We start from the raw sequence: 25,730 nt of genomic DNA, 5'->3' as shown, positions 1-25,730 counted from the left end.
TTGTTTTTATCGAAAAACGTTTAGGACAACATTGTATTTTTCCGTAAAGTTATGTACCTTTGTCGGCAAATAAAGATATTCTCGTCAAACAAATATAAATAATATAAACATGGAAAAAAACAGAAAAAAACAAATCGTAGTTTTGAGTATAGCTTTAGTTTGCATTTTCATCTTGGTATTTTCATTGTTCCATAAATCAGCGACAAAAGATAGCGCAAATCCTCCTTTAACAAATGTTTTGACTGATAGCATTTCTCAAATTGTCTCAGCTTGTCCTGGCGAAATTGGTGTGGCGGTTATTGTTAATAACAGAGATACGGTTAAGGTCAATAATAAGAGTGTTTATCCTATGATGAGTGTGTTTAAGGTTCATCAGGCATTAGCTCTTTGTAATGACTTTGACAATAAAGGAATTTCACTTGATACCTTAGTAAATATAAATAGGGATAAACTTGACCCAAAGACTTGGAGTCCTATGCTGAAAGATTATTCAGGGCCAGTCATATCATTGACAGTGAGAGATTTGCTGCGTTATACTCTTACTCAGAGTGACAACAATGCAAGCAACCTTATGTTTAAGGATATGGTTAATGTCGCTCAAACAGATAGTTTTATAGCCACACTCATTCCTCGTTCAAGTTTTCAGATAGCTTATACGGAAGAGGAAATGTCGGCTGACCATAACAAGGCTTACTCTAACTATACATCTCCTCTTGGTGCTGCAATGTTGATGAATCGTTTGTTTACTGAAGGTCTTATCGATGATGAGAAACAAAGTTTCATTAAGAATACGTTAAAAGAATGCAAAACAGGTGTAGATAGGATAGCAGCTCCACTTCTTGATAAAGAAGGGGTTGTTATAGCGCATAAGACAGGTTCAGGTTCTGTTAATGAAAATGGTGTTCTTGCAGCTCACAATGATGTTGCCTATATATGTCTGCCTAATAATATCAGTTATACCTTAGCGGTATTTGTTAAGGATTTCAAGGGAAATGAATCACAAGCGTCACAATATGTTGCGCATATATCAGCTGTAGTATATTCTTTATTAATGCAAACTTCAGTAAAATCTTAAACTGCACTTGCTTTGATAATTAATGATAAACAATCTAAAAGCACTCTAATCGTTATCGGAGTGCTTTTAGATTACTAATCAAATTGCTTCTATTATAATTTGAATCCTCTACTTTTTCTTTCTTCCTGTTGCGGCACTCTTGCTCCATATCTAAGCCTGTGCCATTGCTCCCTGAACCAGTCGGCAATCGGCTTCCTGTTTATTGTCAGATTCAGCCTGCTTTCATCGTCAGGGTCATTTTCCACCCTTAAAATATCATCCTTTATATCAAAGTTCCGCCTGTGTTGCTCGGAATAGATTTTACCGCTACATTTCAGGGCTTCTTTTTTGACTATAAGACTTTCAGTCATTTCTTTAGAGAATCCCAGCATGGCACAAAACTTTTCCATGCGCAGCATTTCCCTGAACATCGGAAACCACCTGAAAGCCTTGTCTATGATTCTGGCGAGCCGTGACAGTTCTTTTTCTTTCATGTCAAGTTCCTGCCTGTGCATTTCTCTGAGATTGTGGATTTGCGTATCATGCTGTTTCTGCATCTGCTGTACTTGGCTCTGCAATTTTTCAATATTGGTGTTCCGTTTTGAAACCTCGTCTTGCAGTTTTTCGTTGGCACGTTCCAGTTCTTTCAGTTTTCCACTCCCGAAAAGAGAAGCAACTCCACTAGTTATGGCTGTCGCTGCCGTGGTGGCTGTCTTCTTTAACTTGTCAGTGCGTATTTCTGATTTCACCTGTTTCAGTTCCTGCTCGGCAAGATTTATCTGTTCTTCTTTGTGCCGTTTGGCTGCATCCATGCGTTGCAGTTCAGCTTTCTGCTTCTCAATGATAAAGTCGTTCCGTTCCAGATGCTCCTTACCAGTGACAGCCTTTGACTGCCCGCGTTCCATCAGCAGGATGTCGGATGCAAGGGTCTGCATCTGCATCATGTCATCGTCATTGAGCTTTCGGCTCTTTCCTGTTTCGTGGTTCATCCAGTCGAAAACGATATGGGCATGATAGTTCGGCTTGAACCATCTGTCCCCGACTTTGAAGCTTTCCCTGTCTTCCGCTTCCGGCTGACCGTTCAGCCAATGCCCTTCATCCTTGTGCAGGAAGATTTGCAGCGGTGTGATTCCCCAGCGTCTTTGACACTCCTCACCGAATTTACGCACGTCTGCCAGTGTGGTGTCCGACCTGACAAGCAGCACTCCTTCACGTATGGGGGAGCATCCCGCAATCTTGACTATTTTACCGTTCTTGCCTTTGCGTTCACGCTCCTTTTCCTGCATGGCACGTCCGGTCTTTTCCTTTACCATCTGTCTGATATTGTCATAATGCATCCGCAAATCCGGACTGCCGAAGTCGGGATTTATCCACTGTTCGTTATCGGTGGATAGTTCAGGAACGACATAGATTCTGGACTCTCCGATGTGGCGCATGTATTCGGCAGTCCTCCTGTTGTGAGCCTCGCTCGATGCGATGTTGCAGGGCTTGATATGTATGCTTGATTTTGTTGCCATAGATACTTGTTTTTTGGTTTGTACTTTATTGTTAGCTTTTCCGCTGTCCGTAAACGCATGGGGTTCTTAGGGGTGCAACCCATAAGCGGAGATTGCAAAGAGAGGGTCACTCTTTGCTCTGGGTTCTCAGGGGAGAAACGCCCTGAGTGGGTTATTAGGGTAAAACCCTAATCCTCTCGGGAGAGCCCACAACTACGTAAGCGAAGCGTGTAGTTATAGTGGGCTATATCAATGGCAAGCCATTGTCCGACACTACAACCTCCGGTTTCCGCTCTCCTCCGTTAAGGAGGGTTTCCGTCACCGCTGCCGATTAGGGATGCACTGACCAGCACAAGCCCCAGATCATCTATCAGCTTTTGAAGGGCGGGGTTCTTTTCTGTCATTCTTAGCAGGATTCTTTCCGCTTCCACCAGATGGTCGGCTGTACAATTTATCCTGCTGTCCCGTATCTGGTAAATTATCCAGTCGGCTATGTCGATATGTGCCGCCTTCTGCTCCGGCGTTGCGTTCTTCTCTATGAGGTCAGACACCATCACCTTGCAGAAGGTCATGCCGTCGGCACGCTCTTTCCATTCGGCATAGGCATCGGCATCTGGAAAGAGAAGTAGGGTCCGTCCGCTCAGTACACGGAGCTTTTCCTCCCGTAACTGGCTTTTGCCTCCTGCCGCCAGCCATACATAGCCGGGGAAGAGGGCGGATCCGATAACGGCACTCTTCTCGGATTCCACCAGAACCGCCACCTTGTCAGGATAGACACTCAGCAGGTGTTCCCCGAAAAGGCATTGGGAAAGCTGCCATTCCTCCGCCAGTACCCGTTGCCTTTTCAGTATGCTGTGTATCCAGTTCACTGCCGATGTCTGTCCGTCCTTTACACGGTGTCCGTCCCCGGGATTGTACTGCATCACCTTGCCTGTCCGCACCTTGTTCTCCCGGTCAATCTGCCAGAAGATGACCGCACCGTCACGGGTTGCTCCCAGACGGTAATCTTCCATTAACCTTTTCAGCACTTCCTTTGCCTTGCTGCCGTAATAGGAATCAAGCAGTGCTGAAAGGAAACGGCAGAAGTTGCTATGCACGCTCTGCGATTTCTCCACATAGTGCGGTGGTATGTAACCGATGGCTGTCTGTTGCAGCGGTTGCTTGGGCTTCTGCGCCATACATTGCCTGCCGGAAGAGAAACCACCGGCGGTCCGGCATTCGGGGTGGTCGTGAAAATACTGTTTGGGTGTATAATGATACCCGCAGCCGCTTTCGTGGTTGCATCTGCCGACTGACGGGTGAAGGGGCGTACCGCTTTCGTCCACGTAGTAGGCGAAGGAACGTCTGTCCCCGCAATTCGGACAGGTATGCCGTGTTGACGTTCCTTTATATTTCTGTAATGAATAGTTGCTCATGACTGTTTTTGATGTTTGGTTTTCTACTGTTGTCCCGCTGTCCCACTGTCCCGTCCCCTAAAGGCTGGGACAGTGGGACGCCCCGGGACACTCTGGAAAATCAGGGTCCGGTTTGTATGCTCCCATGTTCTGCAAATGATACGGGCAGCTGTCATACAGCCGTGTGCAGGCTGCTTTTTCATGGTTTGTCCTCCTTTTTATGTCCTGCAAACAGCTCCGCCTGCCTTGCTTCTCCTGCTGTCCCATGCTGTCCCACCTGTCCCATTGTCCCGTTCTCCTTGGGACGGGACAGCGGGACACTCGGGACGGCTGCGTTCCTGTCCTCCTTGCTGCGCTGGATTATCCGGCTGACGGTGGACTTGCCGCAATTGACCTGCGAGGCTATCTCCCGGACTGACTTCCCGGATTGGGACAGTTGCAGGATAAGGCAATCCCTTTGTCCCGATTCGTTGTCACTCGGTTTCTTCAGGTGTTCCTTTTCGGTTGAATAGCCCCTGAACACGAATTGCAGGAAGGCATCCGTTTTCTCAATCTCATAGACAATCACATTGTCGGCATCATACGAGAATGTCCCGTAACGGACCTTGAGCTGCTTCACATAGCGGAGTCCTCCGTCCAGTGCGCTTTTCCCGATGACAAACACGCTGTCAAAAAAATTGTAGAGCCGCTTGCTTCCGGCAAGGTCGTTGGACGTGATGGGACAGTCCAGTGAACGCTTGGGAGTGTGTGCCAGGACAAGGATGGAAAGCCCGTATCTCTTTTTGAGATTGTTGAGCTGTATCATCAGCCGTCCCGCCGCATCGCCTTTCTCCATGGCACAGCACAGGTAAGTAAGGTTGTCAATGATGAAGATCCTGCAGCGGGTCTGCTGTGCCATCTGTTCAATGCTGCCGATGATCGTCCCTTCAAAGTCGGCATCGAGAAGGGCGTCGCAGTCAAGCGATACCCGGTACAGCCTTTCGGGAAAGGTGTAAGGCTTTCCGTACTCGTCGGTATAGCGGAGCTGGAACTGCTTTTCTGACAGTTCAAAGTCCAGATAAAGCACGTTGTCAGTCCGGGCGATACGGTCGGCTATCTGCACGGCAAGGATGGATTTCCCCACGTTGGAATCCGCAAAGAGGCAGGACAGTTCCCCCTCGTACCAGAAACTGTCCCACAACGCACGGGGCGTGGGCAGCTGCGATACTTCAAGTATGGTCCGGTTGGCGGTCTTTATGCTCATCACACCGATATTTTCCGGCATACCGTTCTGTATCTGGGCTGCCCTCGTCAGGTCGCCATGTATCATGCTGATATAGTTCTTGTCCTCTTCCATGGCTCTTACCAGTTACGTTGACCGGGCTTGCGACGGTGGGAGGAGGACATGGATTCGCTGAGTTCCTCATCGGACAGGGGTACGGGATTCTTGCGGGAGGATTCCAGCCATCTGTCCAGTTCGTCACGGTAAAGGCAATAGCGTTTGCCGGGCTTGGTGGCCGGAATGCTTCCGTCCGACAGTTTCATGTAGAGCGTTCCCTTGGGAATACCGAGATATTCCGCCGCTTCATCCACGGACATGGGGACATGGGTGTCCACCGTCTTTGCATTGTTCACACTGCGCTGCTCGGTAAGCAGGCTTCTCAAACTCATCACTTCGTCCCGAAGCTGGGCTACGACCTCGGGAAGGTCGTTGAATGTAATCACTGTTTTTTCCATTTGCGTACTCGCCTCTTTTGTAAGGCTTGGCGCAAAGGACCGCAATGATATGGCCGTGAAGATATTCACGGGATGTCATTGCAAAATAATTCCCGAATAACGATGCCCAACCGTGAATGACGGGCAAAGCTATTCGGGAAACAATGAGATACAGGCTGTTACGTGTTGCCTGATACTTGTCGTTATTGTTGTTATATCCCCGGAAAACGGTCAACTGTTCACTTCCCGTGCATAATCTTCGGGATAATGGAAGTCCAGACTGCCGTTTTCGGGTTCGTCAATGGGAATCAGCGTCTTTGACGGATCGACCTTGAAGTTCTTTATGGTCGCTATATCCGTGTCGGCAAACTCACGTGGAAAAAGGGTTTTGATAAAATTAGCACGGTTGTCCCCGTTGTAGTATTTCTTGTACATGAAACGCTCGGAGATGTTCCACACGAAATGGCGGAGCGGAATGTTGGTAATCTCCCGGGGTAGCCGTCCTGTTATCGGCTTGGGCTTGTAGCTGTGAAGGCACATCCACTTGTTAACCTCGGCACAGATATGGTTGACGGTCTCCTTGTCTGCAATACGGGGCATGACGAAGTGGATGTACTCCATGACCATGCGGATCCGTTCCGCCTCTTCCTGCTTCTGTCTGTCCTCATAGCTGGCACGGTTCTTTTCGTGAAGTTCCGGGGCAATGGCAATCTCTACCGGTTTTATATCCGGGGTTGCTTCCCCGCCTGTCGGCATCGGTGTCGGAGCTGCAGGTTCATTCACATCCTGTAGCTGTTCTTCCTGAGCCTTTATGATTCCGACAGATGCCTTTTTCTTGCCGGACTTGAGTTTCCAGATCTCGTATGAGTCGAAAATGACCGTCTGGAAAGAGAGATAGAACAGCCAGCCGAGAATGTTGCTGCATACAAAGACTATCAGCCTTACAAAATTGTCCTGATTGAAACTTGCGGAGACAATCAGTGTGATAAAAAAGGAAATCAGGCAGATGGCAATGCCGATGAATCCCAAAATGATGTATTTGTCCTTTATCGTTGGTTCCATATCTTTTTTTCGGTTATTACTTGTAACTGTCAGGTCTTTGCAAATTTAATGGTATTCTTCCAATTATTACTCATTAGCCTTGGTTGGCGGTTTCTTTTTCAATGTTTTTCACCAAAAGTCCGGAATCATACCAAAATATCATACTATAATGACTTTTTAAGGAATGGTGCCATCAGAAACAGAGGGAACAGTTAAAGCCTGCACGCAATAACCGCTCCCTCTGAATATCCTGAAACAGGCCTATGCCTCCTTGCGTTTCAGGGTTATCTTGTCCACCACGTCACACATCTGCTGTGCTGCCATCTTGGAATAGATTTGTGTGGTGGTAATGTTCTTGTGTCCCAGACAGGCTTGTATGACAGCCATGTCCGTACCCATTTCCACGTGCAGGCTTCCGAATGAATGCCGGGTGCAATGGAAGGTTATCTTCTTGGTTATGCCTGCCGCCGACAACCAACGCTTCAGGGGCCCCTGCAACATCTTGTCTTTGAAGCCCTCAAAGATAAGTCCTTCATGCCGTTCCCCGAGCAGTCCGTAGGCTTCATCACTGATGGGGTTGTGTACGATCTGCTTCGTCTTCTGCATACGGGTGGTCACGAACATCTTGCCGTTGGTGTACGGCTGTATCTGCTGCCAGGTAAGCTGCCTGATGTCGCTCTTCCGCAATCCCGTTAGGCAGGCGAAAAGGAAAGCCCTTTTCAGAACCTCTTCCTCGCATGGCGTTTCGGCAAGCCGTATCAGTTCCTCCTGGCTCAGATGCTCTCTCATGGTGGGAATACTCTCGATGCGGTCCAGAAAGCCGTTGGGATTCTCCTTTATCTTCCTGTCACGGTAGGCCGCGTGCAGGACGGCACGGAAAGCCGACCAGTAGCCCGCCGCAGAATTGATATGCAGCTTTTGGTTGATGTGTATGGTCTGGGGAGCGTTCAGCAGGTACTCCATAAACTTGCGGCACAAGTCCACGTCCACCTCTTCAAAGGTGCATTTGCCATTTACAAACCGTTCAAAGTGCTTATAGACGTGCTGCCACTTGATATTCCTTCTGTCTGCCAGTTCCTTGAAGTAGGCGAGGAAATCCCCTTTCATCCTGGCCTTGTCAAAGAAACCGTTGTTCTCGTTGAAGATGGCTTCGTAACGCCTGTTGCGGAGTATCTCCGCCTTCTTCACCATGCGTGCGTTGAAATCACGCTCCTGCTGGTTGGCAGGTTTGGCAAAAATGTAAATACCCAGAGCTTCACGTGTTATCACTTTCATGGTGGTGTTGTCACGGTAGCCGGGATAATAGTCCAGACACAGCGAATACTGTGTACCGTTCTTGATCTTGCGCTTGCGCAAGGTTACTGTCTTGCATTTACTCATATTGATGATGTTTTAACTGGTTGTACATTTCCGGAGGTGTCTCCGTGTTCACGGTGGCAAAGGAACAACGTGAAACAGCCGTGAATACCTCCACGGCAATCATTTTGAAATAATTTTTCGGTAATGGCGGTTGTTTGCGGTTATTTGTTCCTTTCAGCCATGACACGCTCCACGTCGGAGCGCAGAAGCAGGTTCTTCACGCCGACCTTTATCTTTTCGATGTGCTTTACCTTGACGAAATGGCAGATGTTGGCGGAGGAAAGCCCGTAAATCTGCCGGACTTGTTCCACGGTGTAATAACGTTCGTCGTTCACAAGGTCGGTCCTGCGGAGTTCGTCCAGATGGGACTTGGAGTAATAGGTGCGGCCGTATTCTCTTTTGGTCGGTATCCTGTGCCGGTAGGCATATGCCCGGAGTGCGGCAGGCTTCATGCCGAACTGCTCTTCCGCTTCTTCAGTCAGGAGCCAGCCGGTGATACTTTCCATATCAACAGCCATACCGAAGAACTCGTCAACATGCTTCTTGCTGTAATAGTTCTTTCCAGCGATGCGGCAGATGGGAATGCGATTGCGTTTGGCGGTGGTATAGAGCCATGACTGTTTGACCTTATAAAGGGACATCACCTCTTCACCGGAATAGAAGTCCGGCACTTCATCGGTTACCTTTTCCCTTTTTTCTTTTTTCGCCGGGAAGGAAGATGAAGCGGATTTTTTCGGTGTGGAAGTGCTGCCGGGCAAGATGCGGTGGTAGGGATTGCTCTCCAGCATCCGCTCGATGTCAGCTCTGCGGATGAATGCCATGCGGTTGCTGATGCGTGAGGCCTTCAGCTTGCCCATGGCTACAAGTTTATAGATGTACTGTCGGGAACAGCCCATGAGTATGGCTGCTTTGGAAAAGGTGAGATACTCCTGATGCTGTATCTCCATGATTGGCCGGACGGCTTTGAAGAGATTGTTCTTATGTGTCATTCTGGCTCGCCGGGCTTCCGCCTGACAAGCCTCGCTGCAATACCTTTGCATTCCGCTGCGGGTTACAAAGGACTTGCCGCAAAAACTGCATTTTCGGGTTGCTTTCATACTGCTTTATCGTTTACTGGTTCATTTCTTCAATCCTGTATTCCTGAAGTGGTGAACGGATGTAAACGGCAGTCAACGGTTGTCGCCTTTCTACACGATGTGACCGTTGCTGAATGTCGGGGCGGATATTGTCGCTTGTCGTAAACGGTTGTAAACCCTTGTCAACTGTCTGCACGGTGTGACAAAAAACAAGCCCCGCAAATTCTCCACGTCAGAAATACGTCTCAAAAATATGTGGAAATTTGGGAAGCATCAAAAAGCAGCCGGAAAGTGTTAATTTTTAGAATGTGCTGATAATTAAATGTTTATGTTTGGATATTTCTGATTGTTTTTGGTTGTTCTACGCTTCTAAATACATAATACGAACGCGTCTTCTCCGATGCTTGTCACACCATCCGGAATAGTAACGGATGTCAGATTCTTACAATTACTGAAAGCTTTTTCCTCAATGGCCGTAACTTTATATATCTGGTCTTTATATGTAACAGATTCGGCTATTTTAATATCTCCTGAAAGATAGGGGTTTTTTCCGTTTACAACACTTGCTGTCTGATTATTACTGTTGATTGAATAATTCACCCCATCGATGATTACTTTAACGGCCCAAGCCGTAGTATGTCCGAAGCTTGCCAATACGCAGAGTAATAAGATTTTGTGTATGAATGATTTCATAAAAGTAAATAGTAAAGGCGTGCAACCGTCTGTAGCTTGCTTCTTTCTGGGTTACCGCCAAGTGACCTGCACAACAACAAGCAACAAGACGATTCACGCCTTACGACGTGAACCATCAGGTCTGCTTGTTCCCGTTGTACGAATATTGGCGGTATTCAGAAAGAGAGAACAAGAGCCGAAAGCTCAATATCTTTATATCCAAGTGTCAGACGGAAACGCACGGTTGTAGTTGAATTGTTTGGTTCACTCATTTCCGGGGAAGCCTTGCGCATGGCCAAGCCGTTCCCCCTTGCGTTTCGTCCATCTTTACTGTCTGTTTCTTACTTCAAATTTTAAGGGTTCGACATATTTTATCGGCAACAAATGTACGGAAAAAGAATCAACTGTGCTAATAATTCCTATTTTTTCGTGGAGTAGCTACCTTATTTTAAATAAAGGACCTATTTTTGCAGTGATTTTAATAGAAGAAGGATATGAAAAAGTTTATAGCATGGTCATTGCTGTGCATGTTGGGAGGCGTTCCGGTCTTGGCGCAAAAGACGGACGCGAAGGCTCCGGCTGCAAAGGAAACAAAGTCAGACGTGAAGGAAGCCAGTATTGTATTCGACAAGACAACTCAGGATTTGGGAACCTTTTCGGAAGACGACCCGATCGTGAAATGTACGTTTACGTTTACCAATGAGGGGAATGCTCCGTTGGTGATTCATCAGGCTATTGCTTCATGCGGATGCACGGTACCCACTTATACCCGGATGCCGGTAAAACCCGGAGAGAAGGGCAAGATGGAGGTGACGTACAACGGCAGCGGAAAATATCCGGGGCGTTTCAAGAAAAGCATTACGGTGCGTACCAATGCCAAGGAGCCTATGGTGAAATTGTATATTACCGGTGTAATGACAGCCTCCGAAAAAGATAAGAAATAAGCCGATGGGAAAGATAAAAGCGATATTTTTCGATATCGACGGGACGTTGGTCTCTTTTAAAACCCATCGCATTCCCCAATCCACCCTTGATGCCGTGGCCGCCCTTCGCAGCCGTGGCATCAAAGTTTATATAGCTACGGGGCGTCCGGTGCCGTTTATTGACAATTTGGGTGAATTGGAGTACGACGGCATGATTACCGTGACGGGTGCCCATTGTTTTACGCGCGGCGGTGAGATTATTTTTCACCGGCCGGTTTCTACGGGGAGTGTGGAGCGTGTCGTGGAGCACCTGACACACGGAACAGACGCATATCCGGTCATATTTGTTTGCAGCGATGAGATGTTCATTACGGAACTTAACGAAGATGTCGATGCGGTGGCCCGTTTGTTGGACATCAAAATGCCGACAGTTCGTCCGGCTTCGTATGCCCGCGGAAAAGATGTCTTGCAACTCATTTCTTTCTTCAAAGCCGACCGTGAACCGCATTTCATGACGGAACTGATGCCCGATTGCACTTCCATGCGCTGGCATCCTTTCTTTACGGATGTCATTGCCGGTGGGGTAGACAAGAGTGTCGGCATTGATAAAGTGCTGGCATACGAAGGACTGTCATTAGACGAGGCCATGGCGTTTGGCGACGGTGGAAATGATGTGACGATGTTGTCTCACGTTCCATACGGGATAGCCATGGGAAACGCATGCGATGAACTGAAAAGGGTTTCCGCATATGTGACTGATTCTGTGGACGAAGATGGAGTGGAAAAAGCTTTGCGTCATTTTGGTCTGATAGATTGATTTTTTAGGAAACCTTGTAGTTCTATATGTAGGTTCGCACCTCTTTCTTTGTGTCCCTGCACAATTTTAATTGTGTGGGGGCACAAAAGTGTTAAAAATTGGAGTTTTTCTTCTTTTTTTGACAGGAATAATTCGTATTATTAAATACTTCTTGTAATTTTGCCTCCACAATAATTCCTAATTTCGTTCTAAATTTATTAAATGTATGAAAAAACAATTCAGACTATGGTTAACCGTATGCAGTGCCTTTTTCGTTGCCGGGCATTCGGTTTTCTTGTCCAGTTGTAATGATGACTTGCCCGCTGCGAGTTATTATACTTTTACGGGGGAAATGATGAGTGACTATTTGAAGTCCCGTGAGGATTTCAGTTTGTTCACACGTATCGTGGAGCGTGCAGGGCAAATGGACTTTCTGGCCAGCCGTGGCGGGCGTACTTTGTTCCCACCGGTAAACGCAGGTGTAGAAGATTTTTTGAAGGAGTATGGTTATGCTTCCGTAGAGGACATTCCGGAGGCTTATTGCGATACGCTTGTGAAAGCCTGCATGATAGACAACTCGATAGTTTATACGTATAACCTGACGGAAACATCGCAGCAGAAGAATGAGCTGGATTTGCCTTTGGTGATTCAGACCACGGGTGACACGGTTGACGCCAATGGCATGGTGTTGAGTATTGTGAACCGTAGGGCGGCTATTATCAATGAGCTGAAGAACGACTCGGTGGAAAACGGTGTGTGCCATCCGGTGAGCAAAGTGCTTGTCCCAAGTACCAGCTTGGGGGCTTCCTTGCTCGAAGAGAACAAAGCGGACTTTACTATTTATTATGAGGCATTCCGCCGTACAGGGCTGTTGGATTCCTTGTCGGAATACCGCGACGATGAATACGAGGCGGAGAAAGCGAACTTTCCCGAGTTCCTGTACAATCAAAAGCCTGGAAATTATACCTACACCTTAAAACGTCCGGACCATCGCTACTCAGGCTTTACTTTGTTCATTGTGCCGGACCGCGTGCTGTATGAGAAATATGCGAACCTTTTCAGCGAGGGCATGTCGATGGAGCAAAAGATAGATGCCTTGTACGATTTGGCCGTCGAAAAATATAATGATAACCAGTCGGCTGAGATATTCGGGTTGAATAAGGTGGATCCGACTAATCCGGAAGGCAAGACGTACAAGGAGTTGTATTGGAACAAGAATAGCCTGACCAATCCTCACAACCCGTTGAAGATCTTTATGACCTACCATATCCTGGACCGTATGTTTGCCAGCACGGACAAGTTCATCAACTGTTGGGGCTTCAATACGGCTTATGCCAGTCCTACGGAATGGATAAACACGATGCTCGATTTCTCGTCCATGAAGTTGGAAAAGGTGTATTCTACCACGGATCCGGAAGTGGAATACCCTCGTGAGTTCTATATCAACCACAGTGAGGCCAGTAAATATAATTCCAACGAGCGGGTGCGCGGTTCACGCGTGACGGTTCCCGATGCGGATAACTTCTCGCTCAACGTGGCCTATTATTATGTGGACGACGTGTTGGCTTACGACCAGACGACACGGAACAACGTTTACAATACGCGCTTGAGAATAGATTTCCAGACCGTGTGGCCGGAATTGACCAATAACGATATGCGTTTGAACGGCGATCCGCGTGAGGGGTATAGCGAGGCATCCGACAATTCCGAGACAGGCGGAAAGGCAGGGGGATTCAATTACTATGCTCCCAAGGGATATATAGAAGGGGTCGAGTTTTCGGAGACCTCGGTGTTCATGGTGCATCGTCCCAAGTTGCGTTGGTGGGACTTCGGCGGAGATGAGATTACCGTCCAAGGTTCAAGTTACGACGTGGAGTTCAAATTGCCCCATGTTCCTCCCGGCACGTATGAGTTACGGATAGCCTATCCGGGCGGAGTAGGGAATCGAGGCATCGCACAGGTTTACTTGGACGACGTGCCGCAGGGACTTCCCATCGACATGCGTTACGGTGGGTCGGACAGCCGTGTGGCCGGTCTTTATAACGGAGGCTCCGGATGGCGTAACAAGGATGAAAACTCCAACGGTATTTATACGACGGAGGAATTAGAGGAGAATGCCCGTGTCATGAAGAACAACGGTTACTATAGCGCAGGGAAGAGCGTGATATGCTATAACGCCGGAAATATTCCGGAACAGCCGCAATACGTACCCATGTCTGCCAATGTGCTGTACAATGTCGCTTCCTGTCTGCGCCGCAAGATTTGTGAGGTCGTAATCCTCCCCAACAAGGAGCATACGGTGCGCTTCCGTTCGGTGTTTACGGGAAGTAGCGATGCCGCTTTTGTGTTGGAATATATGGAGATGGTTCCGCTTAGTATTTGCGGAGCCGGAGGAATCGGTGAGGATCTTTATTAAAGTCTATAAAGTTTAGCCGCATATTGGAGGCGGACAGGAAAATTATTGATATTTAGTTTCCTGTCCGCCTTTTTTCTGTATTTCCCTAACTGATTGTTTGGTAGTGTATAAGGAATGGCTGCATTTGGATATATTTTTCTGCGGCAAACGATTTTTCAATCTCAGCCGAATGATTTTTCGTTTGCCGCAGATTGAAAAATCGTTTGCCGCAGATCGTGGAAGCGGGTTGAAGATGGTTTACAATAAGTGTCTTTTCTCTGCTTTGAAAGGCTACGGAGCACGGGGGATGGATTTGGGTTTGTGGAGGCCGCGTTTTACAGCAGACCGATTTCTTCCAGCATTTTACGGTAGAAGACGGCCTTCTTCTCCAATTTCATAGGATAGGCACGTGAACTGGAGGGCATGCGATACAGCCGTAATTCACGTCCTTCCGTCACGAACGGGCTGAAGCTCCCGATGGCGGGCTGCGATATATGAAAAGTATCGCACAACGTGTCGGTAGCTTTTTGTCCGGTGGTGACGATGGCCGTGCAACGAGGGATTTGTCCGAGCAATCGGGGAAGGTCGGTCGGGGTGACGACTTCCAGAAACTTGTCCGCCGCATTATCCTGAAGACGGCGGATGGCGGAAGCCGTGTCGTATAGGGCGATGCCTTTGTCGAGCAGGAACTCCACAATCATTTCTTTCTTGAAACATTTGGCCCGTTCATCTACAAACCAATTCCGGTCGCCATGGAAAATGTATCCCATGATGCGCCACATGTCGTTGATGAAGTTCGGGTAGTAGAAATCCATGCACCAGCGTTTTTTCTGGGGCGGGAAACTGCCCAGCATCAACAGGCGTGCGTGGGGCGGAAGGAACGGTTGCAAGGGATGCTCTTCGGTTGGAATGGGGGTGGGTGAATCTGTTGGTGTCATGTGTATCTATCTGTATGCTTTACGTTTATGAAAATTCAGTCCGATATATAAATTCAGTGTGCCGAATGTGTTGTTGATGGACAGGCGGTTGTGGCGGTAATTGTAGTTGTGCACGATTAAAGACAAGCCACCGAAATATTTGGTGTTGTTCCATACCAGTCCCGCACGCCCCGTGACGTCGAAATTCAGGTTTCTCAGATGAGAAGCCAAAGCCGAAGTCTCCGTCTCGTTTTCCGGTTGCACGGCGGCTGTATGTGTTTTTTTATAACCGATGGCCGGCACGATGGAAATGCAAAACAACCAGTTTTTCTTGAACACCCAGTTGTAGGCATAACCGCAACTCAGGCTGAAATCCGTGTATTTGACTTTATCAACCTGAAAATCCTGGCTGAGTTCGTGGTTCGGATTATGGGTGAGTACGGGCGGCAGGGCATTATAATCGAAATCCAGTTCGTGCCGGGTGTAGGCAAAACCGACTTTCCACGACCCGCAGCTTTTACGTTGCACGGTACTTTGTGCGAATGCGGCCGGATAGGAGAAGCGTTTATGGTTGAAAATGTAGTAGGCATTGATGCCGGTCACTTTCACGTTGATGCCATGATAATTCTCGCCTTCCACTTCTCGTGCCTCCTCGCCGAGGCCTTTTACTTTACGGAGCCGGAAATCGTCTCCTGTCCGCCGGTAAATAAGGTCGCAACCGAGCATGGAACTGTACAGGCTCAATTCGAATTCCGTTTTTTTCGACTGTTGGCCTTTACCTAAAGAAGAAACCTCGAAAGTGTATCCCAGAAAAATCCAACGCCAACCCAGATAAGGTCCTATTTTGATGGCCGGTCGGGGAGAGAACGACAGTTTTTGTCCCAATTCCCGGCTGTGTAACGTATAGGTTTCGAAGCTGTTCGTGTTTTGCAACATGAAGGCCCAGTTGTATTTGTTCGGGGTGATATAAGTCGTGTCCATGGCGTTGAATGCACGGAAAAACTGTTTGAAGATGTTTCCTTTCCGGTTTTGGGGCAAGTCGGACAGGATGGCGGTCCCTGCACTGTCGGTAAATTCCGTAACAGTAGTGTGGCTTTCGCCGCCAGGAGATTGTGCGAGAGCGGCCACACAGGAAAGACAGGCGTATATTGTCAGTGCGTTCCGTAACTTCATCTTACAGTTTGCCCAGGATTTGGTCCATAACCCAGTTTACCGGTGTGGCGCTCACGCTGTCACAGGTGCAAATCGCTTGTTTTTGCAGGTGTTCGACGATGTTATGAATCAAAGGAAGTTGCACGTGGTCGGGATTCGGAATGACGAGTTCTTCGCGGCCGCGTTCCGTATGCAGGGCAATGGGGTCGTAGGTGAATACCGAGAAACAAATCTGTCCTTTGTCGCCGATGATTTCGATACGGTCGGTTTTGGCCGATTCGTGGGCTACGAAACACCATGAACCGGAACCCGGCGTACCGTCCGGGAATTGGAAACAGGCACTGACGTTGTCTTCCGTGGCGTATAGTCCTTCCCGGTTGGAACAGTACCCCTGGGCTTTGATGATGGGCCCGAAAAATTCCTGAAGCAAATCCAACTGGTGCGGGGCGAGGTCGTAAAAATAACCTCCTCCTGCGATGTCGCGTTGCACACGCCAAGGCAGCTCCCGGCTGTTGTAGTCCAAATCACGCGGTGGGACGGCAAACCGGATCTGCACGTTGAGCACCCGTCCGATGGCTCCGCTTCGTATCAGTTCCTTTACTTTGGCAAAGTAAGGCAGGTAACGCCGGTAATAGGCCACGAAGCAAGGCACACCCGTTTGTTGGGAGACACGGTTGATGCGGCAGCATTCTTCGTAGCTTACCGCAAGGGGCTTTTCCACATATACCGGCTTGCCGGCCTTCATGGCCATGATGGCAAAAGTGGCATGTGAAGAAGGAGGCGTGGCGATATAGACGGCATTTACGTCGGGGTCGTCCACTAATTCCTGTGCGTCGGTGTACCATTTGGGGATACCGTGCCTTTCGGCGTACGAACGTGCTTTTTCTTTATTGCGGCTCATGACGGCTTCGATTTTAGAGCCGGGCACGAGACTGAAAGCCGGTCCGCTTTTCTTTTCCGTCACTTCCCCACATCCGATAAATCCCCATTTGATGATGATTTCCGCGTCCATATTCGTGCAATGAAAAATGTAATCTTTACGCAAATGTACAAAAAAGGCGGCATATTCCGGCGGATGGGCGGCAGAAAGTTTGGATAAAGCCGGTGGCGCCGTTTCCGACGAGGTATAAAAAATGTTATCTCGTCACGGTGGTATGGAAAAATATGGTATTTTTGTCCGACAAAAGAACATTAAAGTTTCAAATTCGATTATGGAAGAGAAGAAAGAAATGGATGAGGGCTTGTTCAAAAGCCGTAGTTATCTGAGCTGTCTGAATGAGGGACTGAAATTGCCTACACGTCACATCCTGTCTTTATTGAGGTTTTTGTATCCTTCGCTCATCGCGGGTGCGGTGGTAATGGGATTGTGGGGCGTGTTTTTCAATCAGATTACCGTGGCTTTGACACGTTGGATGGCAGCAAGCGAACCGGTCGTGCTTTCTTTTCCCTTGTTTACTCTTATCATATTAAGTGTGTTGTCCCTGTTGGCCGATAGCTTTTATATGGGGAACGTGATGACGGCTGTTTCCCGTTTTGCTGCGGCCGGGGCGTGGCCTGCGTTGCGGTTCGGTGAAGCCAAGCGTGAGATATTCAATGCTTCTCTGCGAGCTTTGACGTGTACGTTGGTGGCCGTCGTGGTATTCTCTTTGCTCATCGTGCCTGTGACTTTGTGGTTGGGGGCGGGCAACGTCTGGGTGACTGTGGTGTCGTATATCTTGCTGCTTGCGTTGGGAGTGCCTTACTGTATGGTGATTATGGACTATATGTTGGGCGAACGTCGCGACTTTTGGTGTAGCCTGAAGCGTATGAAAGATGGTTACCAGTACTGGGGAGCATTTTTCATTATCTTGTTTTGCGGAGGTCTTATCATGGGAGTGTTGGCAGCAGTGAGTTGGTTGCCGGCGGGTATTCTGGCATACGCCGGTCATGCTTCCCTGATGGGGCTGTTGGAAGGAGATGCAACGGATCTGCCTTCATACGTTCCGGCTTTGGTCGTATTCTTCTTTATGTTGGCTTCGGTGATAGCGAACGTGTTCAGTTGGCTTACACTTTTCCCGTTGTCTTACCTGTATGGTTCGGTCGAGGCACGGAAACAGGAGAAGGCTTCTTTTGAAGAGGAAGAACGCCGTTTGCAGGGTTTGCAGTAGCCTCTGGTAAGAATAGAACCGTCATGCCCCGTATCAATAAATGACTTGGTACGGGGCATGATGGTGTATGGAAAGGGAGTTGTTTGCTCGGGAAAGGTATTCGCCGTGCGGGCGAATGGATTTATAGAAGGTTTTGATGGTATTCTATGTTTTGCAGAAACTCCGCTACGTCACGCCCGTCCATGAGTCCGTGATGCACGGTGATAGAAAGAGGAAGATTATATCGTCCGTTTTCCTGTGTCAGCTTTCCCGTGGAAATACGGGGAACAGAGTCTCCGGTCCGGATAGAACCGGCATGTTTCATTTCGGAAAATGCGAACCAAGGCAATGCCGAATAGCGGATGACATCCGGTCGCCATGTGTTTTCGGTAACGGACAGACCGCACCCTTTTTTCACTCGCTCTATTTCTTTTTCCGCATTCCGGATAAAAATGTCGATGTCGGTATGATATTCGAAAAAGCCGAATCCGAAAGTACCGTCTTCTCGTCCGATGGTGGGAGATACATGTATGGTATCGTACTGTACGAGCTTCCCGTCTTCTGTTCGGAGCCGGAAGGCTTCCGTTTCATTGACGCATTTCAACAGGAAATGTACGGACGAGAGGAAGAAGGGGCGTCGGTGTGCTTTGATATGTTCGTAGGCTTTAGTAAAGTCTACGAGTGTGGTGATTCCGAAAAAAGGATCGTCGAATTGGGAAAAGAATTCGAAATGCTCCCTGCGGTTCCAATGGGTGATGTCGATGGTTTGTTTCATGGATTGATATATTAGTGTTTTTTGCGCAAGGAGCTGCATAGAGGAATGAAACGTTTGCTGATGTGAATCAGCATCAGTGCGCTGCTTGTCAAACCTATGCGGTAATGCCACATGCCTATTCCAGAATTTGCGCCTTCCACGCCCAGCAGGACTATGCCGGTGGATGTGGCAAGGATGAAGGCCACGGTTGTCCAAAGTGTGATACGGCTTTTTTTCCCAAGGCCTTTCTGGAACAACCCTTTGTACCATGCGGCGTGCGAACGTATGTGCATGATACAAGCTGCGAGGAAGAGCAGGCTGGTAATGATATGGAATAAGGCAAAGTTGTGCCAGACTTCGTGAGAGGTGCCATGTCCGGCCACGTGTAACTTGATGCCGCTGTAGAAAGTCAGGACGAAGGTTGGCACTAAGGCTATATCCGTGAATATGACTGTTCTTTTCATTGTCTTTTATCAAGGATTAATTGAAGAAGTTCCACGAGAGTCCGAAATGGATGTTCATCGGATTGATGGGATAGTGGGGGACGAGGAATGCGTTCTTGTTTCCCGTTCCGTTGTTTACATGGTTTACGTTCACATAAAAACGGCAGTGCTTCAGGAAGAGGTTGACGTAGGCGTTGCAAATGGGATAGTTGCCTAACTTCATCCGCGTTTCCGGCGACTGAACCGTAAACTGTTGGATGATGGGGGCATAGTCCGGAGCATAGTATTCCGTGAAATAACGCACATCTCCGCCTAACTGCACACGCAAGACCTTGGCAATACGGAATACGATGTAGAGGTTGCTGTAGGCCGAAAGGTCGGGCAGGGGGAGGATGTCCTGATTGCTGGTTTTCTGGTACGCTACCTCGTTGTCCCAATGCAGGATACCGAATTTGAAGTTTTGGTTAAGCCGTGCGCTGAACACTTGTACGCTGCCCCCGTATTGTTTGACGGAAATACGGTTGCTGTAACCGGCGAATTGTCCCCCTTCGTCGTTATAAGCTATTTTGTCTGTGGCGAAGTAGGCATAATTCTTGATGTTTTCCACTCCGACGGTGAGGGCTGTCCGTGTACGTTTCAAGGAAAGCGTTCCCTCTATCCGGGTACGGAATTCTTTGTTCAGGTCGTTGTCCCACCAAGCAAACTGCGAATGGTAGTGGCGCATGTAGAAACTCGGATTCAGGTTCTTGACGAATGCACGGGCTGCCAACTGTACGGTATCTTTAAACAACCGGAAATTCAGGTCGGCCCGGCCTTCCACATCGAATTGCCCGACATCTTCTCCGAGCAACGTCACTTCGCCCGTCACGTCATAGTGCAGGGTTTTTCCTTCCCGTTTGCTCAGTTGTCCGCCTACCGAGATATTATTTTCCGAATAGCTTCGGATGATTTTGTTTCCGCCGTTCAGGTCCGGCATGGTATAATGACGGTATTCGTGAGACGCGAAAGCTGTAAGGCCGGCTTTCGCCCATTTGTTAAAACCTTCACGCAGGGCTATGCCCAAAGTGTTTTGGATGGAGTAACCCCGCGTGCGGTCACTCATATTGTTGGGGTCGCCATAAAACAAGTCGGCATAATAGTGGTCGGGCGTATCGTATGAATACACCGTGTGCTTGGCGTTCCGGATACGCAGGGTATGGATGAAGCTGGTAACCGGTATGAAGTCTTGCGGATTGTCCTGTTTGGCCATGAAATCGTTGCGCAACGAATCCATGACGGCATGTTGGTATGCCGTGTCCGCCTTTTGGTATACGGTGAGCAGGCTGTCGCGCAGCCCTTTTAGCAATACGGAATCGGCAGGCATCACCGGACGGAGCGAATCGGGCAGTTCGATGTCTTTGTAGAATCCCAGATTATAACGGTGTGTGAGATAATACGTCTGGTCTTCGTTACGGTTCCAGTTTTCCGACAAAATGGTCGGGATATCCCTTGAACCGTAGGAGCGTGTAAAGTCTTCCGGGTGGGTGATATAGTCGTCATTCTCGATACCGCCGTTCTCGCCCATTCTCATGTGGTTTACACTAATCCATGCATGCATATTGTAGCGGTCGTCCAGATAGTAGCCGTATAGCGAACCGTTGAAAAGAGAAGTGGCTTGGTTGTTGTAATATCCGCGTCCGTATAAATAGTCGAGTTTGAATCCGATACCGGAAATCTTGTTGATGTTGCTGGCGAAGTAAGCTCTCAAGCGGTCTTCTCCGTCCTGTTTGTTGCCGCAGGAGTGGTAAGACAGATTGGTGATGGGACTCAGCGTGTTGGTGAATTGGAATTCGTTCACCGGAGTATAGAAATAGTCGAACGGGTCGGCAAAGATGAAATTGCTGTACGGTTTGCGGTCCATGAAAAGGCGGGACAGGCGGGGAGAACCCAGGTTTCCCAGAAAGTTGTACTGTCCCGTAGGGCCGGCCGTCAGGTTGAAGTTCTGGAAATTGTTCGGCAGCGTGTCCACGTCTACGGGAGTGATGTTGCCGAAGCGTTCGTCGATATTCCAGGCGTATGAGCCGATAGGAATGATTTTCTCTTCGGCTTGTGTCGTGTCACGCCCCCATGTGTACGCATCGTTACCGTATCCGTCGACGACAGGATTGCCGTTGGCGTCGAGTTGGACGGGATTGCCATTGGCATCCACCGGATTACCGTAGGCATCCGTACCGTAGATGGGGTTACCGACAGGCATTTGTGCTATGGCGGGAAACACCATACACAAACAAATGTATAGGAAAAAAGTAAGCTTCAGTCTCATAACGGGTGCAAAGATAGCGAAAGGCGAGCGCAGAGACAAACGAAAAACGAAGTTTTTCAAGTTTGGCTATGCCGAGCCGCATCCTATCTTCGTGGAACAAAGATAATCCAAGGCAAGCGCAGAGACAAACGAAAAACAAAGTTTTTCAAGTTTGGCTGTGTCGAGCCGCATCCTATTTTCGCGGTAACAAAGATACAAGAACAGAAAAAGGAATGTATTTTCCTGATTGGGAAACACATTCCTTTAAGCTTTATTCCATCCGGAGATTCGGTTCAATCTGTCGCACAGATGATTTCCATGCCTTTGCGTAAGGCAGCCTCATTCATCGGGATAAGGTGGTGATGGCGTTCGGGCAACGTTTTGCGGAGTGCGTGGAGCACGTCTTCCACTTCTACCAACGGACGTACTTTCAACAGTCCTCCCAAGACAATCATATTGAAAGCCTTGGCAGCTTTCATTTCGGCGGCTGCGTCCATAGCGTCGATACGATAGACCGTGATGTCCTTGCGCGACGGCGGCGTGCTGATGCCGTATCCGTCGTAAATCAGTGTTCCGCCCGGCTTAATGCTCTGTTCGAACTTTTCCAGCGAAGGTTGGTTCAGGATAACGGCCGTGTCATACATACTCAGGATGGGAGACGATATTTTGTTGTCGCTGACGATTACGGTGACATTGGCCGTACCGCCGCGCTGTTCGGGACCGTAAGAAGGCATCCAGGTTACTTCTTTGCCCTCTACCAAGGCTGCGTATGCCAATATTTTTCCCATGGAAAGTACGCCCTGACCGCCGAAACCGGCTATGATGATTTCTTCTTTCATGACCATTTGTTCATTTAATGTGAATCGTTTGCTGTTGCGGTGTCTTTCAGGTCACCGAGCGGATAGAATTTAAACATATTGTCTTCCATCCATTGGTTGGCTTTTTCCGGAGAAAGTTTCCAACCGGCGTTGCAGGTGGATACCACTTCTACCAGACTGGCACCTTTGCCGTTCATGGAGTTTTCAAAAGCTTTCCGGATGGCCTTTTTCGTCTTTCGGATGGAGGCCACGGTGTGGACGGATTGGCGGGTGACGTAGCAAGTGCCCTCCAAAGAGGCAGCGATTTCCGTGAACTTCAAAGGGTAACCGTGCAAGTCCGCCTCCCGACCGTAAGGGCACGTAGCGGTTTTCATTCCCATGAGCGTCGTGGGAGCCATTTGTCCGCCCGTCATGCCGTAGATGGCGTTGTTGATGAAAATGATGGCGATATGTTCTCCCCGGTTCAGGGCATGTATGCTTTCGGCCGTACCGATGCACGCCAGGTCGCCGTCGCCTTGGTAAGTGAAAACCAAGCGGTCGGGCCATAGGCGTTTGATGGCGCTGGCCACGGCAGGAGCACGCCCATGGGCGGCTTCCACCCAATCCACGTCTATGTAATTATAGGCAAAAACGGCACAGCCCACAGGAGAGATGGCTACGGTCTTATTCTCCATACCCATTTCTTCGATGACTTCGGCCACTAATTTGTGAACTACTCCGTGGCTGCACCCCGGGCAGTAGTGCATCGGAGTGTCGTTGAGCAGCGTAGGTTTCTTATAGACCAGGTTCTCCGGTCGTATGATTTCTTCTTCAGTCATGGTTCAAACGATTAAAACAAGAAGCGCAAAAAGAATTCAATGATTTTGAAGCACATGCCTGCACCGATAACGGCCATGCCTGCCAGCCGGTTGTCCGGCCAGGCAAAATAAAGGATGAGGCCTGCCACGGCACATAGCATAAAGACTACGTTCAATATGCTGCGTACTTTTTGGACGGATACCCCTTTTCTTTTAGAGCGTTCTTTGCGTGCGGTTTCTTCTATCAGTTTTTCAATCTCTTCGCGGTTCATAATATTTTATTTAATGAGTTTCTCTTTCAGGGCTTGTATCACTTCGTCCGGGGCGGGCACGACACCGCCCATACGGCCGTAGTGGGCTACCGGTGTCTGTCCGTTCGTGGCCAGCAGGATGTCTTCCACCATCTGCCCGGCATTGATTTCAAAGCTTAATATTCCTTTGACCTGTCGGCTCAAGCGGGCAATTTCCACGGACGGGAAGGGCCATAAGGTGATAGGGCGCAACAGACCGACTTTAATACCCTCGGCGCGGCACATTTCGATGACTTTTTGTCCGATACGGGCCGCAGAACCGAATGCGACAATCAGATACTCCGCGTCGTCGCACAGGATGGATTCGAAGCGGACTTCTTTTTCCTTGATTTCTTTGTATTTGGCTTGCAAATGCAGGTTCTTTTGTTCCATGCTTGCGCTGTCGAGGTCGAGCGACGTAAGTACGTTGGGGCGTCTTCCTTGGCTTCGTCCCATGGCAGCCCAAGGGCATTCCCGGCGTATTTCCTCCTCCGTACGGCGTGGCTTGAATGGAGGGAGCACCAGTTTTTCCATCATTTGCCCGATGACACCGTCACTTAATATCATGGCCGGGTTACGGTATTTGAAAGAGAGTTCGAAGGCCAGGTCTACGAAGTCGGCCATTTCCTGTACCGAAGCCGGAGCCAGCACAATCACATTGTAGTCGCCGTTTCCGCCTCCGCGTGTCGCCTGGAAGTAATCGGATTGGCTGGGCTGTATGGTACCCAGTCCGGGGCCTCCCCGCTGCACGTTGACAATCAGTCCCGGTATTTCCGCTCCGGCCATGTATGCGATGCCTTCTTGCATCAGGGCCACGCCGGGGCTTGAAGATGAGGTCATGCTGCGTTTGCCTGCCGCACCCGCACCATACACCATATTTATGGAAGCCACTTCGCTTTCGGCTTGCAATACGACCATTCCCGTCGTTTCCCACGGTTTTTCCAAAGCCAACGTTTCCAATACTTCCGACTGGGGAGTAATGGGGTAACCGAAATAGCCGTCGCAACCGCAACGTATCGCTGCATGGGCAATGGCTTCATTACCTTTCATTAATACAACTTCTTTTTCTGCCATAGCTTTTATTCTTCTTTCTTTTTATATACGGTAATGCATCCGTCCGGGCACACCACGCCACAGGATGAACATCCGTTGCACAAATCCTTTTGGACTTGTTCGGCATAATGATACCCTTTTTTGTTTACTTGTTTTTCCGTGAGCGCTAATATATGGAGCGGACAAGCCACCACACACAGGTTGCACCCCTTGCAGCGTTCGCGGTCTACTACGATTATACCTCTGAATTTCCCCATGATACTTTAATACTAAAAATCTTTTTTACGGGTTATAATAATCCTTGTGATAAAACTCTATGATATTCATCAACATTTGATGAGCTTCGACAGCCGGACTGTCCGGATTAATGGCCATGGCCTCTAAATAACAGTTCAAGGCTTGTGCGAAATCTCCACGTTTGCGGTAGGCATTGCCCAGAAGGTAATAAAGCCGGTCGCAGGGGGTAGCTGTGGCCTGAATCTGTTCGTTCAGCCGTAAGATAGCCTCATCAATTTGCCCTTTACGTAGCATTTTGTCGATTTCATTTTGTATATCCATCTTTACTGATGTTTGCTGTCTTTACAAAGATAATGTATATTTATTAAAACAACTAAGAAAGTTGCATTTTAAAAGACTTTTAAATAATTAAAACTGCTGTATATGGTACTCTGTTTTATTTAAGTTACTGTATATCAGGATAAGTCGTTTATTGCTGCGTTTGGTTGTAAATGAAACGATGTATGCCGTTTGAAATACGCGTTTTTTGCGCATATTTCTTTCTTTTGTGCCGTTTTTATGCAGATTGCACATCAAGGGGTAGAAGTGTGTAATCCTGTCTTTTGTTTAGTGAAATCAGCTTTTTATTTGCTTTTTGTCAAACGGTGTAATTCTTTATGGATGGGATATTACAATTCCACCACGCGATATCGGTTTCCATAATGCGTGTGTATCTTCTGTACCCCTGCGGCCACGAGGGCCTGAGCCAGTTTTGGCAGTGTCACGCCTGCCATCGCTCCGGGTTCCAACCGCCGCAACCGTGCGAATATTTCGGGCAGCGAAAGCAGGCGTACCTTCTCGTTCGGCTGAGCCGCACGATAGTAGCGGCGTAATACCTCCCCGGCCGGGCAGATGCGGTAGAAAGCCGCATTGTGCAACCGCAGGGCGTTCTCTTCCCCGTGGCTGAACCAGTACCGTTCCC

At 48.6% G+C, this 25,730-nt stretch carries 26 protein-coding genes; 5 read left to right on the top strand and 21 right to left on the bottom strand.

The window, feature by feature from the left end:
• Positions 1–109: 109 nt before the first annotated feature.
• On the top strand, positions 110–1,075 hold the full coding sequence (locus HMPREF9441_RS01675) for a CfxA family broad-spectrum class A beta-lactamase (protein ID WP_008617283.1): 966 nt from the start codon (positions 110–112) through the stop codon (positions 1,073–1,075).
• A 92-nt stretch (positions 1,076–1,167) separates the two neighbouring features.
• Here the strand turns inward: HMPREF9441_RS01675 and HMPREF9441_RS01670 are convergent, their stop codons facing one another.
• The 8 genes from HMPREF9441_RS01670 to HMPREF9441_RS01635 all read right to left on the bottom strand — a co-directional run bounded on the left by HMPREF9441_RS01670 (position 1,168) and on the right by HMPREF9441_RS01635 (position 9,808).
• Complete coding sequence (locus HMPREF9441_RS01670) at positions 1,168–2,571, bottom strand: hypothetical protein (RefSeq protein ID WP_004292734.1); 1,404 nt, start codon at positions 2,569–2,571, stop codon at positions 1,168–1,170.
• A gap of 281 nt (positions 2,572–2,852) precedes the next feature.
• Positions 2,853–3,965 carry a DUF6371 domain-containing protein gene (locus HMPREF9441_RS01665; RefSeq protein WP_039864770.1) on the bottom strand — a complete coding sequence of 371 codons (1,113 nt, stop codon included), beginning with the start codon at positions 3,963–3,965 and terminating at the stop codon, positions 2,853–2,855.
• Between the two features lie 178 nt (positions 3,966–4,143).
• On the bottom strand, positions 4,144–5,280 hold the full coding sequence (locus HMPREF9441_RS01660; RefSeq protein WP_008617281.1) for an AAA family ATPase: 1,137 nt from the start codon (positions 5,278–5,280) through the stop codon (positions 4,144–4,146).
• Between the two features lie 5 nt (positions 5,281–5,285).
• Positions 5,286–5,660 (bottom strand): helix-turn-helix domain-containing protein, encoded by a 375-nt coding sequence (locus HMPREF9441_RS01655; protein ID WP_008617280.1) that lies wholly within the window; start codon positions 5,658–5,660, stop codon positions 5,286–5,288.
• Between the two features lie 210 nt (positions 5,661–5,870).
• The gene (locus HMPREF9441_RS01650; RefSeq protein WP_008617278.1) at positions 5,871–6,701 is read right to left on the bottom strand and encodes a hypothetical protein; all 831 of its coding nucleotides are present in this window, start codon (positions 6,699–6,701) and stop codon (positions 5,871–5,873) included.
• Positions 6,702–6,941: 240 nt separating this feature from the next.
• Positions 6,942–8,060: a tyrosine-type recombinase/integrase gene (locus tag HMPREF9441_RS01645; protein ID WP_008617275.1), complete on the bottom strand. Its 1,119-nt coding sequence runs from the start codon at positions 8,058–8,060 to the stop codon at positions 6,942–6,944.
• Positions 8,061–8,200: 140 nt separating this feature from the next.
• On the bottom strand, positions 8,201–9,136 hold the full coding sequence (locus HMPREF9441_RS01640; protein ID WP_039864767.1) for a helix-turn-helix domain-containing protein: 936 nt from the start codon (positions 9,134–9,136) through the stop codon (positions 8,201–8,203).
• A 348-nt stretch (positions 9,137–9,484) separates the two neighbouring features.
• Positions 9,485–9,808, bottom strand: coding sequence for a leucine-rich repeat protein (locus HMPREF9441_RS01635; protein ID WP_008617269.1), 324 nt, complete (start codon positions 9,806–9,808; stop codon positions 9,485–9,487).
• 473 nt (positions 9,809–10,281) lie between these two features.
• On the opposite strand from HMPREF9441_RS01635, the gene HMPREF9441_RS01630 reads away from it, so the two are divergent.
• The 3 genes from HMPREF9441_RS01630 (at position 10,282) to HMPREF9441_RS01620 (ending at position 13,922) form a co-directional block, all read left to right on the top strand.
• Entirely contained in the window at positions 10,282–10,731 is a 450-nt protein-coding gene (locus HMPREF9441_RS01630) for a DUF1573 domain-containing protein (RefSeq protein WP_008617268.1), read from the top strand.
• Between the two features lie 4 nt (positions 10,732–10,735).
• Positions 10,736–11,527, top strand: a complete 792-nt coding sequence (locus HMPREF9441_RS01625; protein WP_008617267.1) for a Cof-type HAD-IIB family hydrolase — start codon at positions 10,736–10,738, stop codon at positions 11,525–11,527.
• Positions 11,528–11,732: 205 nt separating this feature from the next.
• Positions 11,733–13,922 (top strand): fasciclin domain-containing protein, encoded by a 2,190-nt coding sequence (locus tag HMPREF9441_RS01620; RefSeq protein WP_008617266.1) that lies wholly within the window; start codon positions 11,733–11,735, stop codon positions 13,920–13,922.
• Positions 13,923–14,236: 314 nt separating this feature from the next.
• On the opposite strand, the gene HMPREF9441_RS01615 is transcribed toward HMPREF9441_RS01620, so the two are convergent.
• Genes HMPREF9441_RS01615 through HMPREF9441_RS01605 form a run of 3 tightly spaced genes read right to left on the bottom strand, consistent with a single transcriptional unit; the run spans position 14,237 to position 16,982 of the window.
• Entirely contained in the window at positions 14,237–14,839 is a 603-nt protein-coding gene (locus tag HMPREF9441_RS01615; protein ID WP_172634901.1) for a uracil-DNA glycosylase family protein, read from the bottom strand.
• Positions 14,840–14,845: 6 nt separating this feature from the next.
• Complete coding sequence (locus tag HMPREF9441_RS01610) at positions 14,846–15,991, bottom strand: DUF4421 domain-containing protein (RefSeq protein ID WP_008617264.1); 1,146 nt, start codon at positions 15,989–15,991, stop codon at positions 14,846–14,848.
• 1 nt (position 15,992) lies between these two features.
• Positions 15,993–16,982, bottom strand: a complete 990-nt coding sequence (locus HMPREF9441_RS01605) for a Gfo/Idh/MocA family protein (RefSeq protein WP_008617263.1) — start codon at positions 16,980–16,982, stop codon at positions 15,993–15,995.
• Positions 16,983–17,181: 199 nt separating this feature from the next.
• On the opposite strand from HMPREF9441_RS01605, the gene HMPREF9441_RS01600 reads away from it, so the two are divergent.
• Positions 17,182–18,117 (top strand): hypothetical protein, encoded by a 936-nt coding sequence (locus HMPREF9441_RS01600; RefSeq protein ID WP_244949556.1) that lies wholly within the window; start codon positions 17,182–17,184, stop codon positions 18,115–18,117.
• Between the two features lie 121 nt (positions 18,118–18,238).
• On the opposite strand, the gene HMPREF9441_RS01595 is transcribed toward HMPREF9441_RS01600, so the two are convergent.
• The 10 genes from HMPREF9441_RS01595 to HMPREF9441_RS01550 form a co-directional block, all read right to left on the bottom strand.
• Complete coding sequence (locus HMPREF9441_RS01595) at positions 18,239–18,871, bottom strand: chloramphenicol acetyltransferase (RefSeq protein WP_009388546.1); 633 nt, start codon at positions 18,869–18,871, stop codon at positions 18,239–18,241.
• An 11-nt stretch (positions 18,872–18,882) separates the two neighbouring features.
• On the bottom strand, positions 18,883–19,314 hold the full coding sequence (locus HMPREF9441_RS01590; RefSeq protein WP_008617260.1) for a DUF4405 domain-containing protein: 432 nt from the start codon (positions 19,312–19,314) through the stop codon (positions 18,883–18,885).
• 16 nt (positions 19,315–19,330) lie between these two features.
• Positions 19,331–21,595: a putative porin gene (locus HMPREF9441_RS01585; RefSeq protein ID WP_244949555.1), complete on the bottom strand. Its 2,265-nt coding sequence runs from the start codon at positions 21,593–21,595 to the stop codon at positions 19,331–19,333.
• Between the two features lie 272 nt (positions 21,596–21,867).
• The gene (locus tag HMPREF9441_RS01580) at positions 21,868–22,413 is read right to left on the bottom strand and encodes a 2-oxoacid:acceptor oxidoreductase family protein (protein WP_039864777.1); all 546 of its coding nucleotides are present in this window, start codon (positions 22,411–22,413) and stop codon (positions 21,868–21,870) included.
• A gap of 14 nt (positions 22,414–22,427) precedes the next feature.
• Entirely contained in the window at positions 22,428–23,210 is a 783-nt protein-coding gene (locus tag HMPREF9441_RS01575) for a thiamine pyrophosphate-dependent enzyme (RefSeq protein WP_008617255.1), read from the bottom strand.
• 11 nt (positions 23,211–23,221) lie between these two features.
• Positions 23,222–23,461: a hypothetical protein gene (locus HMPREF9441_RS01570; RefSeq protein ID WP_008617254.1), complete on the bottom strand. Its 240-nt coding sequence runs from the start codon at positions 23,459–23,461 to the stop codon at positions 23,222–23,224.
• A gap of 6 nt (positions 23,462–23,467) precedes the next feature.
• On the bottom strand, positions 23,468–24,553 hold the full coding sequence (locus tag HMPREF9441_RS01565; protein ID WP_008617253.1) for a 3-methyl-2-oxobutanoate dehydrogenase subunit VorB: 1,086 nt from the start codon (positions 24,551–24,553) through the stop codon (positions 23,468–23,470).
• A 5-nt stretch (positions 24,554–24,558) separates the two neighbouring features.
• A complete protein-coding gene (locus tag HMPREF9441_RS01560) occupies positions 24,559–24,789 on the bottom strand; it encodes a 4Fe-4S dicluster domain-containing protein (protein WP_008617252.1) in 231 nt (76 codons plus the stop codon).
• Between the two features lie 25 nt (positions 24,790–24,814).
• Positions 24,815–25,090, bottom strand: coding sequence for a tetratricopeptide repeat protein (locus HMPREF9441_RS01555; RefSeq protein ID WP_008617250.1), 276 nt, complete (start codon positions 25,088–25,090; stop codon positions 24,815–24,817).
• A gap of 347 nt (positions 25,091–25,437) precedes the next feature.
• On the bottom strand, positions 25,438–25,730 hold a 293-nt coding region (locus tag HMPREF9441_RS01550; RefSeq protein WP_008617246.1), incomplete at its 5' end, for a DUF3874 domain-containing protein.

This window comes from Paraprevotella clara YIT 11840, from assembly GCF_000233955.1.
GTDB lineage: Bacteria > Bacteroidota > Bacteroidia > Bacteroidales > Bacteroidaceae > Paraprevotella > Paraprevotella clara.
Note: the sequence above shows the minus strand (reverse complement) of the source record. Positions and strands in the feature narration are given on the sequence as shown.

Coding starts and splice junctions, on each gene's coding strand:
- HMPREF9441_RS01675 (WP_008617283.1), top strand. CDS start 110: ATGGAAAAAAACAGAAAAAAACAAATCGTAGTTTTGAGTATAGCTTTA.
- HMPREF9441_RS01670 (WP_004292734.1), bottom strand. CDS start 2,571: ATGGCAACAAAATCAAGCATACATATCAAGCCCTGCAACATCGCATCG.
- HMPREF9441_RS01665 (WP_039864770.1), bottom strand. CDS start 3,965: ATGAGCAACTATTCATTACAGAAATATAAAGGAACGTCAACACGGCAT.
- HMPREF9441_RS01660 (WP_008617281.1), bottom strand. CDS start 5,280: ATGGAAGAGGACAAGAACTATATCAGCATGATACATGGCGACCTGACG.
- HMPREF9441_RS01655 (WP_008617280.1), bottom strand. CDS start 5,660: ATGGAAAAAACAGTGATTACATTCAACGACCTTCCCGAGGTCGTAGCC.
- HMPREF9441_RS01650 (WP_008617278.1), bottom strand. CDS start 6,701: ATGGAACCAACGATAAAGGACAAATACATCATTTTGGGATTCATCGGC.
- HMPREF9441_RS01645 (WP_008617275.1), bottom strand. CDS start 8,060: ATGAGTAAATGCAAGACAGTAACCTTGCGCAAGCGCAAGATCAAGAAC.
- HMPREF9441_RS01640 (WP_039864767.1), bottom strand. CDS start 9,136: ATGAAAGCAACCCGAAAATGCAGTTTTTGCGGCAAGTCCTTTGTAACC.
- HMPREF9441_RS01635 (WP_008617269.1), bottom strand. CDS start 9,808: ATGAAATCATTCATACACAAAATCTTATTACTCTGCGTATTGGCAAGC.
- HMPREF9441_RS01630 (WP_008617268.1), top strand. CDS start 10,282: ATGAAAAAGTTTATAGCATGGTCATTGCTGTGCATGTTGGGAGGCGTT.
- HMPREF9441_RS01625 (WP_008617267.1), top strand. CDS start 10,736: ATGGGAAAGATAAAAGCGATATTTTTCGATATCGACGGGACGTTGGTC.
- HMPREF9441_RS01620 (WP_008617266.1), top strand. CDS start 11,733: ATGAAAAAACAATTCAGACTATGGTTAACCGTATGCAGTGCCTTTTTC.
- HMPREF9441_RS01615 (WP_172634901.1), bottom strand. CDS start 14,839: ATGACACCAACAGATTCACCCACCCCCATTCCAACCGAAGAGCATCCC.
- HMPREF9441_RS01610 (WP_008617264.1), bottom strand. CDS start 15,991: ATGAAGTTACGGAACGCACTGACAATATACGCCTGTCTTTCCTGTGTG.
- HMPREF9441_RS01605 (WP_008617263.1), bottom strand. CDS start 16,982: ATGGACGCGGAAATCATCATCAAATGGGGATTTATCGGATGTGGGGAA.
- HMPREF9441_RS01600 (WP_244949556.1), top strand. CDS start 17,182: ATGGAAGAGAAGAAAGAAATGGATGAGGGCTTGTTCAAAAGCCGTAGT.
- HMPREF9441_RS01595 (WP_009388546.1), bottom strand. CDS start 18,871: ATGAAACAAACCATCGACATCACCCATTGGAACCGCAGGGAGCATTTC.
- HMPREF9441_RS01590 (WP_008617260.1), bottom strand. CDS start 19,314: ATGAAAAGAACAGTCATATTCACGGATATAGCCTTAGTGCCAACCTTC.
- HMPREF9441_RS01585 (WP_244949555.1), bottom strand. CDS start 21,595: ATGAGACTGAAGCTTACTTTTTTCCTATACATTTGTTTGTGTATGGTG.
- HMPREF9441_RS01580 (WP_039864777.1), bottom strand. CDS start 22,413: ATGAAAGAAGAAATCATCATAGCCGGTTTCGGCGGTCAGGGCGTACTT.
- HMPREF9441_RS01575 (WP_008617255.1), bottom strand. CDS start 23,210: ATGACTGAAGAAGAAATCATACGACCGGAGAACCTGGTCTATAAGAAA.
- HMPREF9441_RS01570 (WP_008617254.1), bottom strand. CDS start 23,461: ATGAACCGCGAAGAGATTGAAAAACTGATAGAAGAAACCGCACGCAAA.
- HMPREF9441_RS01565 (WP_008617253.1), bottom strand. CDS start 24,553: ATGGCAGAAAAAGAAGTTGTATTAATGAAAGGTAATGAAGCCATTGCC.
- HMPREF9441_RS01560 (WP_008617252.1), bottom strand. CDS start 24,789: ATGGGGAAATTCAGAGGTATAATCGTAGTAGACCGCGAACGCTGCAAG.
- HMPREF9441_RS01555 (WP_008617250.1), bottom strand. CDS start 25,090: ATGGATATACAAAATGAAATCGACAAAATGCTACGTAAAGGGCAAATT.